This is a genomic window from Klebsiella sp. WP4-W18-ESBL-05 (assembly GCF_014169075.1).
GTDB classification, from domain to species: domain Bacteria; phylum Pseudomonadota; class Gammaproteobacteria; order Enterobacterales; family Enterobacteriaceae; genus Kluyvera; species Kluyvera ascorbata_B.
In genome coordinates this window covers 3,869,670-3,881,936 of the sequence record NZ_AP022057.1, presented here as the reverse complement: position 1 = coordinate 3,881,936, position 12,267 = coordinate 3,869,670, and the positions used below count along the sequence as shown (strand labels likewise).

General features: G+C 57.6%; 12 protein-coding genes. 9 read left to right on the top strand and 3 right to left on the bottom strand.

Annotation, left to right across the window (positions count from 1 at the left end; translation table 11 throughout):
* Window positions 1-33 precede the first annotated feature (33 nt).
* From H7R58_RS18475 to H7R58_RS25640, 3 genes are all read right to left on the bottom strand, one after another.
* Complete coding sequence (locus H7R58_RS18475) at window positions 34-747, bottom strand: TerC family protein (protein WP_106925916.1); 714 nt, start codon at window positions 745-747, stop codon at window positions 34-36.
* A gap of 122 nt (window positions 748-869) precedes the next feature.
* Window positions 870-1,565, bottom strand: a complete 696-nt coding sequence (mutH, locus tag H7R58_RS18470; protein ID WP_106925918.1) for a DNA mismatch repair endonuclease MutH — start codon at window positions 1,563-1,565, stop codon at window positions 870-872.
* Window positions 1,566-1,651: 86 nt separating this feature from the next.
* Window positions 1,652-1,795, bottom strand: coding sequence for a hypothetical protein (locus H7R58_RS25640; RefSeq protein WP_413774302.1), 144 nt, complete (start codon window positions 1,793-1,795; stop codon window positions 1,652-1,654).
* A 453-nt stretch (window positions 1,796-2,248) separates the two neighbouring features.
* Here H7R58_RS25640 and rppH point away from each other — a divergent pair, with 453 nt between their 5' ends.
* The 9 genes from rppH to recC all read left to right on the top strand — a co-directional run bounded on the left by rppH (window position 2,249) and on the right by recC (window position 12,251).
* Window positions 2,249-2,779 carry an RNA pyrophosphohydrolase gene (gene rppH, locus H7R58_RS18465; RefSeq protein WP_035893962.1) on the top strand — a complete coding sequence of 177 codons (531 nt, stop codon included), beginning with the start codon at window positions 2,249-2,251 and terminating at the stop codon, window positions 2,777-2,779.
* 12 nt (window positions 2,780-2,791) lie between these two features.
* Window positions 2,792-5,038, top strand: coding sequence for a phosphoenolpyruvate--protein phosphotransferase (ptsP, locus tag H7R58_RS18460; RefSeq protein ID WP_182934458.1), 2,247 nt, complete (start codon window positions 2,792-2,794; stop codon window positions 5,036-5,038).
* 267 nt (window positions 5,039-5,305) lie between these two features.
* Window positions 5,306-6,178 (top strand): prolipoprotein diacylglyceryl transferase, encoded by an 873-nt coding sequence (lgt, locus tag H7R58_RS18455; protein WP_106925924.1) that lies wholly within the window; start codon window positions 5,306-5,308, stop codon window positions 6,176-6,178.
* A gap of 6 nt (window positions 6,179-6,184) precedes the next feature.
* The gene (gene thyA / locus H7R58_RS18450) at window positions 6,185-6,979 is read left to right on the top strand and encodes a thymidylate synthase (protein WP_106925926.1); all 795 of its coding nucleotides are present in this window, start codon (window positions 6,185-6,187) and stop codon (window positions 6,977-6,979) included.
* Between the two features lie 172 nt (window positions 6,980-7,151).
* Complete coding sequence (locus H7R58_RS18445; protein WP_106926117.1) at window positions 7,152-7,610, top strand: prepilin peptidase-dependent protein; 459 nt, start codon at window positions 7,152-7,154, stop codon at window positions 7,608-7,610.
* Window positions 7,604-8,158 carry a prepilin peptidase-dependent protein gene (locus tag H7R58_RS18440; RefSeq protein ID WP_182930085.1) on the top strand — a complete coding sequence of 185 codons (555 nt, stop codon included), beginning with the start codon at window positions 7,604-7,606 and terminating at the stop codon, window positions 8,156-8,158. Before H7R58_RS18445 ends, H7R58_RS18440 begins: the two co-directional genes overlap by 7 nt.
* Window positions 8,155-8,556 (top strand): DUF2509 family protein, encoded by a 402-nt coding sequence (locus tag H7R58_RS18435; protein WP_106925930.1) that lies wholly within the window; start codon window positions 8,155-8,157, stop codon window positions 8,554-8,556. The genes H7R58_RS18440 and H7R58_RS18435 overlap by 4 nt, the downstream gene beginning before the upstream one ends.
* Window positions 8,541-8,867, top strand: a complete 327-nt coding sequence (locus H7R58_RS18430) for a prepilin-type N-terminal cleavage/methylation domain-containing protein (protein ID WP_182930086.1) — start codon at window positions 8,541-8,543, stop codon at window positions 8,865-8,867. The genes H7R58_RS18435 and H7R58_RS18430 overlap by 16 nt, the downstream gene beginning before the upstream one ends.
* A gap of 12 nt (window positions 8,868-8,879) precedes the next feature.
* Window positions 8,880-12,251, top strand: coding sequence for an exodeoxyribonuclease V subunit gamma (gene recC, locus H7R58_RS18425; protein ID WP_182930087.1), 3,372 nt, complete (start codon window positions 8,880-8,882; stop codon window positions 12,249-12,251).
* Window positions 12,252-12,267 lie beyond the last annotated feature (16 nt).

Here is a 12,267-nt window from a genome sequence, read left to right as displayed (position 1 = left end):
CATAGCCCTCAAAAGAGGGCTATGGGCAACAGATTAAAGCGGATTTTTTTTATTTCTCAGCAGATTGAGACTTTCCACCGCAATCGAGAAGAACATCGCAAAATAGATGTAGCCTTTCGGCACGTGCACGTCAAAGCTTTCGAGAATCAGCGTAAAACCAACCAGAATCAGGAACGACAGCGCCAGCATCTTCACCGATGGGTGGCGATCGACAAACTCGCCGATGCTGCGTGCGGCAAACATCATCACGCCTACGGCGATGACCACGGCCGCCATCATGATAAACAGATGATCGGACAGACCGACGGCGGTAATCACCGAGTCGAGGCTGAAGATGATATCCAACAGCATAATCTGCACGATGGCGCCGAGGAACGAATGCACGTTGGTTTTCAGGCTTTCTTCATCGCCCTCAATGGATTCGTGGATCTCTTTACTGGCCTTCCAGATAAGGAACAGCCCGCCAAGCAGCAGGATAAGATCGCGCAGCGAAATCGCCTGATCGAACACCGTAAACAGCGGGTTGGTGAGTTTGACCACCCAGGCGATCGAGGCCAGCAGCCCCAGGCGCATGATCATGGCCCCCATTAAGCCTAAGCGGCGGGCATGGGCTCGTTGCGCGGTGGGGAGTTTGGCAACAACCAGAGAGAGAAAAATAATATTATCGATCCCCAGAACGATCTCCAGCAGCGTCAGCGTTCCGAGCGCAAGCCAGGCGTTGGGGTCGGTGATCCATGCAAATAACATTAGGTAAGTCCTGCCAAAAAAACGAAAGATTCAATTGAAGTACGTTGTAGGTGCTGCCGTTCGGCAACTCCGTTGCCAGCAGCACGAGGAGTATAATCCCGCCGCGCGGTAGGACAAAAAGATTAATGCGGTTGCAGCATAAAGTGGCGCGCCAGCAGAGCGGCGGTGAAGTTTTTCTTGAGGTAAAAGCCGCGCGGTAGCGTCATGATTGGCTCGCCGTGGGCGCCGATGGCTTCGGTCAGCGCTTTACTGTTGGCGGCTTTTGGCCGCAGCTGTAGCACTTCGCCGTGGCGCGCGGTAATGCGTTCGACCTGACCCAATACGATGAGGTCCATCAGTTCTTCCCAGTCCATTTGCAGCTGGCGTTCTTCTTCCGAACTGGGCGTCCACAACAGCGGCGCGCCGACGCGGCGCTCCGCCAGCGGGATTGTCCGTTCGCCTTCGACCGGGATCCACAATACTCGTTTGAGCTTGTGACGCACGTGGCTGTTTTCCCAGGTCACGCCGGAGTTGCCGGTCAGCGGTGCAACGCAAACGAAGGTGGTCTCCAGCGGCCGCCCCAGGCGGTCGATGGGGATGGTTTTCAGCTCGACCCCGAGCGCCGCGAAATCCTGCTCCGGTTTGCTGCCCGCGCTGGCGCCAAGCCAGATTTCCAGCAGCACGCCAATCCAGCCTTTATCCCGCTTTAAATCGTTGGGTGCCACGATACCGGCCATTGCCGCCAGCTCACCCAGCGAATAGCCCGCCAGCCGCTGTGCCTGCGCGAGCAGATCGGCCTGGGTTTTCGGTGATTCGCAAAGTGGAGCGAGCGTTGACATGACAATGCGCCTCTTGGTCAAAAAATGAACGACAGTTTTACCGGGTGTGGATAGAGTTTAACTTTTTCTGGGTAAATATAACAACGCTATGATTGTATTGAATTTTTATGAATGCCATGCGCTAAAAAAACGGCGTGAAAAAAGGTTTTCCAATTCTGGTCACTGACAATGAACAGGATCTTACACCATGTTATCCACAGAAAAATGGGATAACTGGGGAAAAGCCCCACTACTGTTTCAATTTACAGCCTTGACGTGCGATGAAAATCGAATTTTCGCACAAAAGATGCCTAACTTGTTGGCACATTCTGTGGATAAAACCAACGTTGCTCGATCTTTCATCAGTTGGAGGATCGCCTATGTGATGATCATCACGTTATGCGCTAATGCATCAAGATGAACTATAATAACATAATGAAAAATATCGTTTTACTGTGCGGTGGTTGCGTGCGATTATTCAGAGTACTCTGGGTTTTCCCTGGGTAATTCCATACTTCTTCACAACTCTATCCACAGAAAAAGTGAATAAAATCGACGGTCAGCCGCGTTCGCTGTTTATAACTCTGATGATTACTGTGAGTTATTCAAATGTTATTCGGTGGTCGTGCTGTAATAGAGTGGTTTACCGTTTCCAGCGAGTGTGAAACAATCATTCACATTGAAGCTTATTTTGAGGTAGTCCGGTGATTGATGACGATGGCTACCGCCCAAATGTTGGTATTGTAATTTGCAATCGTCAGGGCCAGGTTATGTGGGCCCGGCGCTATGGTCAGCACTCCTGGCAATTCCCGCAAGGGGGCATAAACCCCGGTGAGACAGCAGAACAGGCGATGTATCGGGAACTGTTCGAAGAAGTAGGATTAAGCCGTAAGGATGTACGGATCCTCGCTTCGACCCGAAACTGGTTGCGTTACAAGTTGCCTAAACGTTTGGTGCGTTGGGACACAAAGCCGGTTTGTATCGGCCAGAAACAAAAGTGGTTTCTCTTGCAGTTGATCGGCAATGACGCGGATATCAATATGCAAACCAGCAGCACGCCGGAGTTCGACGGCTGGCGCTGGGTGAGTTACTGGTATCCGGTGCGCCAGGTCGTGTCGTTTAAACGCGACGTCTACCGCCGGGTAATGAAAGAGTTCGCCAGCGTTGTGATGGCGCTTGCGGAGAGCGCGCCAAAACCGCAAAGCGCGCCTGCTTATCGACGTAAAAGAGGTTAAGCCACGCATATTATGCTCACGCGCTTACGCGAAATTGTTGAGAAGGTCGCAAGCGCGCCTCGGCTGAACGAGGCGCTGGATATTCTGGTCACCGACGTCTGCCTGGCCATGGAGACCGAGGTCTGTTCCGTCTATCTTGCCGACAACGATCGACGCTGCTTCTACCTGATGGCGACCCGCGGCCTGAAAAAACCGCGCGGTCGTACCATTACGCTCGCCTTCGATGAAGGTATCGTCGGGCTGGTTGGCCGCCTGGCCGAACCTATCAACCTTGCCGATGCGCAAAAACACCCCAGCTATAAATACATCCCCTCAGTCAAAGAAGAACGCTTCCGCGCGTTTCTTGGCGTGCCGATCATTCAGCGCCGCCAACTGCTGGGCGTGCTGGTGGTGCAGCAGCGTGAGCTAAGGCAGTTCGACGAAAGCGAAGAATCCTTCCTGGTGACGCTGGCCACTCAAATGGCGGCCATTCTGTCGCAGTCGCAGCTGACGGCGCTGTTCGGGCAGTATCGACAAACGCGTATTCGCGCGCTGCCCGCGTCGCCGGGCGTGGCGATTGCCGAAGGCTGGATGGATGCCACCCTGCCGCTGATGGAGCAGGTTTATGAAGCCTCATCGCTGGATGTCCAGCTAGAGCGTGAGCGTTTGACCGGCGCGCTGGAAGAGGCGGCCAACGAATTTCGTCGCTACAGCAAGCGCTATGCCGCCGGGGCACAAACCGAGACGGCGGCGATTTTTGACCTTTACTCTCACCTGTTGTCCGACGCCAGCCTGCGCCGCGCGCTGTTTACCGCGGTAGATAAAGGTTCGGTAGCCGAATGGGCGGTCAAAACGGTTGTTGAAAAATTTGCCGAGCAGTTTGCTGCGCTCAGCGACGGCTACCTGAAAGAACGGGCGGGCGATCTGCGCTCGCTGGGGCAGCGTCTGCTGTTCCATCTCGATGACACAACCCAAGGGGCCAACGGCTGGCCGCAGCGTTTTGTGCTGGTCGCGGATGAGCTTTCTGCCACCACGCTGGCGGAAGTGCCGCAGGATCGTTTGGCGGGGGTGGTCGTTCGCGACGGCGCAGCCAACTCCCACGCGGCGATCATGGTGCGTGCGCTGGGGATCCCAACGGTGATGGGCGCCGATATTCAGCCATCGGTACTGCACGGCCGCACGCTGGTGGTAGACGGCTACCGCGGCGAGCTGTTGGTCGATCCTGAACCGATCCTGTTACAGGAATACCAGCGCCTTATCAGCGAAGAGAACGAGCTCAGCCGCCTGGCGGAAGGGGACGTTGAACGCCCGGCGGAGCTGAAAAGCGGCGAACGCGTGAAGGTGATGCTCAACGCCGGCCTGAGCCCGGAACATGAACAAAAGCTGGGCCGTCGCATTGACGGTATTGGCCTGTACCGGACTGAAATTCCCTTTATGCTGCAAAGCGGCTTCCCGTCCGAAGAGGAGCAGGTGGCGCAGTATCAGGGGATGCTGCAAATGTTCAACGACAAGCCGGTGACGCTGCGTACGCTGGACGTTGGCGCAGATAAGCAGCTGCCTTATATGCCGATTAGCGAAGAGAATCCATGCCTGGGCTGGCGCGGGATCCGCATTACGCTCGATCAGCCGGAAATCTTCCTCGTTCAGGTTCGCGCCATGCTGCGCGCCAATGCCGCCACCGGCAACCTGAGTATTCTGTTGCCAATGGTCACCAGTCTTGAAGAGGTGGACGAAGCGCGTCGTCTGATCGACCGCGCCGGTCGCGAAGTGGAAGAGATGATCGGCTACGCGATTCCGAAACCGCGCATTGGTATCATGCTGGAAGTTCCGTCGATGGTCTTTATGCTGCCGCATCTGGCCAGCCGTATCGACTTTATCTCGGTAGGCACTAACGATCTTACCCAGTACGTGCTGGCGGTAGATCGCAACAACACTCGCGTGGCCAGTATCTACGATAGCCTGCATCCGGGCATGATCCGCGTGCTGTCGATGATCGTGCAGGAAGCCGAACGCTACGGTATCGATTTACGTCTGTGCGGCGAAATGGCCGGCGATCCGATGTGCGTGACTATCCTGATTGGCCTGGGTTTCCGCCACCTGTCGATGAACGGCCGCTCGGTACCGCGCGTGAAGTATCTGCTGCGCAATATCGAACTCGAAGATGCCCAGACTCTGGCCCAGCGCAGCCTCGAAGCGCAGATGGCGACTGAAGTGCGTCATCAGGTGGCGGCCTTTATGGAACGTCGTGGCCTTGGCGGCCTGATTCGCGGCGGTCTCTGATTGCCTTTGTCGGCCTGATAAGCGCAGCGCCATCTTGCTCCTGCGTCCTTTGCCGGATGGCGCGTTGCTCTATCCGGTCTACATGCAGCACCATTGCGTCACCTGGTCGAGCGAAGCTGCTTGCTTATACATATCTTTTACATCTTCGGCGCATCACCTCTCATCCGCCTTATGCTATCATTCGCACCTTTGGAGCGCCTGAAGCCTACGGCGCGCATCTCTACCGCTGTCCACTTTCGGCGGAATAACAAGCATTTGTGGTGACAGATGAATAGTGGTTATCTGCGTTTCCCGGACTTCGATCCGGTAATTTTCTCCATCGGACCGGTCTCCCTACATTGGTACGGCATGATGTACCTGGTGGGCTTTATCTTCGCGATGTGGCTGGCGACGCGTCGCGCGAATCGCCCGAACAGCGGCTGGACAAAAAACGAAGTTGAAAACCTGCTGTATGCGGGCTTCCTCGGGGTGTTCCTCGGCGGGCGCATCGGCTACGTGATGTTCTACAACTTCGATTCCTTCCTGCAGGACCCGCTGTATCTGTTCCGCGTCTGGGACGGAGGTATGTCCTTCCACGGCGGCCTGATTGGCGTGATCGTGGTGATGATTATCTTCGCCCGCCGCACCAAGCGTACCTTTTTCCAGGTTTCCGACTTCATTGCGCCGCTGATTCCATTTGGCCTGGGCTGCGGTCGTCTGGGTAACTTTATCAACGGCGAGCTGTGGGGCCGCGTGGACCCAAGCTTCCACTACACCATGCTGTTCCCTGGCTCCCGTGCGGAAGACCTGGCGCTGCTGCCGTCGCACCCGGAATGGCAAACGCTGTTTGATACCTACGGCTCGCTGCCGCGTCACGCGTCACAGCTGTACGAGATGGCGCTGGAAGGCGTGGTGCTGTTCCTGATCCTGAACTTCTTTATCCGTAAACCGCGTCCGGCGGGCTCGGTCTCAGGCCTGTTCCTGATTGGCTACGGTCTGTTCCGTATCATCTGCGAACTCTTCCGCCAGCCGGATGCGCAGTTCACCGGCGAGTGGGTGCAGTACATCAGCATGGGGCAGATTCTTTCGATTCCGATGGTGCTTGCGGGTATCATTATGATGGTCTGGGCGTTTCGCCGTCCGCAGCAACAGATCTCCTGAGGAAGCATGAAACAGTATCTTGAACTGATGCAGAAGGTGCTCGATGAGGGCACCCCGAAAAATGACCGCACCGGCACCGGTACCGTCTCCATTTTTGGCCACCAGATGCGCTTTAACCTGCAAGAAGGTTTCCCGCTGGTGACGACCAAACGTTGCCACCTGCGCTCGATTATCCACGAGCTGCTGTGGTTCCTGCAGGGCGACACCAACGTGGCCTATCTGCATGAAAACAACGTCAGCATCTGGGACGAATGGGCCGATGAGAACGGCGATCTTGGCCCGGTCTACGGTAAACAGTGGCGCGCCTGGCCGACGCCGGACGGCCGTCATATCGACCAGATCACCACCGTGATGAACCAACTGAAAAACGACCCGGACTCGCGCCGTATCATCGTTTCGGCCTGGAACGTCGGCGAGCTGGACAAAATGGCGCTGGCGCCGTGCCACGCGTTCTTCCAGTTCTACGTGGCGGACGGCAAGCTCTCCTGCCAGCTGTACCAGCGCTCCTGCGACGTGTTCCTCGGCCTGCCGTTCAACATCGCCAGCTACGCGCTGCTGGTGCATATGATGGCACAGCAGTGCGACCTGGAAGTGGGTGATTTCGTCTGGACCGGTGGTGACACTCACCTGTACAACAATCACATGGAACAGACTGCGCTGCAGCTCACTCGCGAACCGCGCGCGTTGCCGAAGCTGGTGATTAAGCGCAAACCGGCCTCGATTTTCGACTATCGCTTTGAAGACTTTGAAATCGAAGGCTACGACCCGCATCCGGGTATCAAAGCGCCGGTTGCCATCTAAGCTTCCGGGCATGACAAACGGCGCTGATTTCAGCGCCGTTTTTTTATTCTTTGAAGGCTGCTTCCGATTTTTTTGTCGCGGGTTGTAACGCCCTCATATTTACCTCATCGCGCCCCGCAAAAATGCGCGACCGCCTCTCGTCATCCCCTTGGCGCCGCCGCACACTGTCGGCATGAACAGAGAACGAGGCTACACCCTTATCGAAACCTTAGCCGCCGTGGCGCTGGTGCTGATCCTCAGCGCTACCGGCCTGTACGGCTGGCGCAGCTGGCAGCAGGAGCAACGGCTATGGCAAACGGCGTCGGCGCTCCGGGACTATCTGATTTACCTGCGTAACGATGCCAACTGGCACAACCGCGATCGTCGGCTACGGGTAAACCGTACCGCTCAGCGCTGGTGTCTTACGGCAGATGACGCGGTGCTGGAAGGCTGCCCGGCGGGGAATCCTGCGGTATTTCAGCCCGAGTGGGAAGAAGTCTCGCTCAGCAAAATGACGCCAAATCTGGCCTTCTTTGGCCTGCGCAATACCGCATGGGCCGGTAGCCTTGCGATAGCCAGCGAGGCGGGACGCTGGACCGTGGTTGTTTCAAACTGGGGGCGAATACGTCTGTGTGAAGAGGGGGCATGCTGATGCGAGGGTTCTCACTGCTGGAAGTGCTGGTTGCGATGGCAATCAGCAGCATACTGCTGTTGGGCGCATCACGCTTTTTGCCTGCCCTGCAGCGCGGCGTGCTGGCGCAAATACAGCAGCAAACGCTGGAGGAGGAGGTCTGGCAGCGGCTGTTTACCCTCGCGAAGCATTTACAGCGAGCGGGGTACTGCGGCGGCGAGCGCTGCGGTGATGATGCGCTGTACATTGCGCGTCAGGGGCAGTGCGTGATTATTCGCTGGGATGGCGACAGCAACGGTGCCTGGCAAACCGCGCCCGCCGATGAGGCTGACAGCATTGGTTTTCGCTTACAGACCGGCGTGCTGGAAACGCGGCGCGGTGCGACCGCCTGTGAAGGGGGCGGATGGGATAAGATGACGGACCCCGCGACCCTCACGGTTACCGACTTTCAGGTCACGCGTAGCGCGCGGGTTGGCTTAATGCCACAGCTTGCTATCGTCCTTTCCGCTCGCGATACGCGCGGCAATAGGGTGAGCGCGCAGTACAGCGTGACGGGATACAACCTGTGAACCGCGAGCGCGGCGCCTCTGCGCTTGCCATGGTACTGATGCTATTGGTACTGGGTAGCCTGATGCTACAAGGGCTGAATCAGGCGCAGCGCCGTCAGCTGGCGACGGTCACCGACGAAAGCAGGGCATTGCAGCGCACGTCACAGGTGCATTCCGCGTTGCAGTGGGGAATAGGCCAACCCTGGCGGGTGGAGGCGGGCATCCAGTGCCTGTCGCTGGGCGAAAGCCGCGTCTGCGCGCGTCTGCAGAACGACGGCAGGCTGTTGCTGATTGCGCAAAATGGCGATCTTCAGCTGTGGCAATCCGGGCGCTGGGCCGCAAGCGGCCTGCAGTTTTCGACCCACGGCTGGAGTGATTTTTGCCCGTTAAAAGAGGCGGTGCTATGCCAGATACCCTGAGAACACGCGGTTTTAGCCTGCCGGAGGTCATACTGGCGATGGCGTTGATGGTGCTGGTCGTCACGGCCCTTGGCGGTTATTACCGGGCGTTGGCTACCGCTAGCGCTCAGCTTAGCCAGTATCGCCAGCTGTGGCGCTATGCCTGGGAGCAGACGCAGACGCAGCCGCAGCCTACGGTGCTGCCGGAAGGCTGGCGCAGCCAGCGGGTACAGACAACGTCACAACGTTGTGTCAGCATCAGTGCTACTATTACCACCCCCATGGGCAGGCAGGGACGCATGACGCGTCTGCATTGCCCGGTCAGTCAGTAGTCAGGAGCGAATATGTTAAGGGTCTACCACTCCAACCGTCTGGACGTGCTGGAAGCGCTAATGGAATTTATCGTTGAGCAGGACCGGCTGGCTGACCCCTTCGAGCCTGAAATGATCCTCGTGCAGAGCACCGGTATGGCGCAGTGGCTCCAGATGACGCTTTCTCAGCGATTTGGCATTGCCGCCAACATCGATTTCCCGCTGCCCGCGAGCTTTATCTGGGACATGTTTACCCGCGTGTTGCCCGATATTCCAGGCGAAAGCGCCTTTAACAAACAGAGCATGAGCTGGAAGCTGATGACGCTGTTGCCGGGCATGCTGGATGAGGAAGCCTTTACGCCGCTGCGCCACTATCTGACCGACGACGCGGATAAACGCAAGCTGTTCCAGCTGGCTTCCCGCGTGGCGGACCTTTACGACCAGTATCTGGTGTATCGACCGCAGTGGCTGACCCAATGGGAGGCTGGTGAATTCGTTGACGGCGTCGGCGAGGCGCAGCAGTGGCAGGCTCCGCTGTGGAAAGCATTGGTTGAACATACTGCTGCGCTGGGGCAGCCGCAGTGGCATCGAGCCAATCTCTATCAGCGCTTTATCGACACGCTGGAAAACAGTGCTGAAGCACCTGCCGGGCTGCCGTCACGGGTGTTTATCTGTGGTATCTCCGCGCTGCCGCCGGTGTACCTGCATGCGCTACAGGCGTTGGGCAAACATGTTGATATCTACGTTCTGTTTACCAACCCGTGCCGTTACTACTGGGGCGATATTAAAGACCCCGCGTTTCTTGCCCGCCTGATGGCGCGCCAGCGTCGGCATTACCGCGAACAGCGCGAGCTGCCGTTGTTCCAGGATGCCAGCCGCGCACCGGGGCTGTTTAACGATGACGGGGAACAGGACGTCGGCAACCCGCTGCTGGCCTCCTGGGGCAAGCTGGGGCGCGACTATATTTATCTGCTGGCGGGGCTGGAGCGTTATCAGGAGCTGGACGCCTTCGTTGACATTGAGCCGGATAACCTGCTGCACAACCTTCAGTACGATGTGCTGGAACTCAAAAATAGCGCCGTAGCCGGGCGCACCGCCGAAGAGTTTGCGTGGAGTGGTCACAAGCGCGCGCTGGCCCATGATGACCGCAGCCTGACCGTCCACGTCTGCCACAGCCCGCAGCGCGAAGTGGAAGTGCTGCATGACCGTCTGCTGGCGATGCTTGAGGCCGACCCGACGCTGACGCCGCGCGACATTATCGTGATGGTGGCAGACATCGACAGCTACAGCCCGTTTATTCAGGCGGTGTTCGGCAGCGCAACCGGTGAACGCTTTCTGCCGTACGCTATTTCCGACCGCCGCGCCCGTCAGGCGCATCCGGCGATGCAGGCGTTTATTACGCTGCTCTCCTTACCGGACAGCCGCTTTACCAGCGAAGACGTGCTGGCGCTGCTCGACGTGCCGGTGCTGGCGGCGCGTTTTAATATTGATGAAGCGGGGCTACAGCATCTGCGCCAATGGGTGAGTGAATCCGGCGTGCGCTGGGGGATGGACGACGACAACGTACGCGAGCTGGACCTGCCGGCAACCGGGCAGCACACGTGGCGATTTGGTCTGACGCGCATGCTGCTGGGCTATGCCATGGAGAGCAGCCAGGGGGAGTGGCAGGAGGTGCTGCCGTACGATGAATCCAGCGGGCTGATTGCCGAGCTGGTGGGGCATCTGGCCTCGCTGTTGATGCAACTGAACCGCTGGCGTCAGGTGCTGACGCAGGCGCGTTCGCTGGAGGAATGGCTGCCGGTATGCCGCGACATGCTTAATGATTTCTTCCTGCCGGACCAGGATACCGAAGCGGCGCTGACCCTGATTGAACAGCAGTGGCAGGCGATTATTGCCCAAGGCGTGCAGTCACAGTATGCGGGCGATGTGCCGCTGACGCTGCTGCGAGACGAACTGGCGCAGCGCCTCGATCAGGAACGTATCAGCCAGCGATTCCTGGCGGGCCCTATTAATATTTGTACCCTTATGCCGATGCGCTCCATCCCGTTCAAGGTGGTGTGTCTGCTGGGGATGAATGACGGTATCTATCCACGCGCGCTGGCTCCTTTGGGCTTTGATCTCATGAGTCAGAAACCGGTTCGTGGTGACCGTAGCCGCCGCGATGATGACCGATATCTGTTCCTTGAAGCGATGATGTCGGCGGAAAAAGCGCTCTATATCAGCTATATCGGCCGTTCTATTCAGGATAACAGCGAGCGCTATCCGTCGGTGCTGGTGCAGGAGCTGCTGGACTACGTCGGCCAGAGCCACTGTCTGGAAGGTGACGAGGCGCTCAACTGCGACGAAAGCGAGCGGCGGGTGAAGCAGCATATTATGCACCTGCATAGCCGAATGCCGTTTGATGCCGAAAACTACCAGGCTAACGAGCGGCAAAGCTATGCCCGTGAGTGGCTGGCGGCAGCTGGCCGACAGGGAGAAGCCCACGGTGAATTTATCCAGCCGCTGGAGCCTCTCGCACTGACCACGTTGCCGCTGGAGCAGCTCCAGCGCTTCTGGAAGCACCCCGTTCGCGCCTTCTTCCAACTGCGTCTGCAGGTTAATTTCCGCAGCGAGGAGAACGATATCCCGGATACCGAGCCGTTCACGCTGGAAGGGTTGACGCGCTACCAGCTTAACCAGCAACTGCTCAATACCCTGATTGAAGAGCAGGAGGCAGAACCGATGTATCGCCGCTATCGCGCAGCGGGCGAGCTCCCCTACGGGCCGTTCGGTGAAATTGCCTGGGAAGCTCAGCGCCAGGAGATGGCCGCACTGGCTGCGCGGGTTATTGAATATCGCCGGGTCGGAAAAAGCATGGAAATAGACCTTGATTGCGACGGGGTTAACATAACGGGATGGTTACCACAGGTTCAGGAGAATGGATTGTTGCGTTGGCGGCCATCTTTGCTTAGCGTGGCACAAGGAATGCAACTTTGGCTGGAACACCTTGTCTACTGTGCTAGCGGCGGCAACGGTGAAAGCCGGCTGCTGCTGCGTAAAGAAGGTGAATGGTGCTTCCCACCGTTGGCGATTGATGAGGCGAAAACCTATCTCTCGCAGCTGGTGGAAGGTTATCGACAGGGAATGTGCCAGCCGCTGCTGTTCTTACCCGAAAGCGGCGGGGCATGGATAAAAGCCTGTTACGATGCCGAAAAAGGTGCCATCTTAAGGGACGAGGACACGCAGCAAAAAGCGCGCAGCAAGTTTATGCAGGCGTATGAAGGCAATATGGTGGTGAGCGGCGAAGGGGCCGATGTCTGGTATCAACGCCTGTGGCGTACCCTGGAACCCGCGCAGTATGAGGCAATAGTTGAACAGACGACGCCGTATCTGCTGCCGCTGTTTCGGTTTCATCAATCGCAGTGATTGTATAAAAATTGCG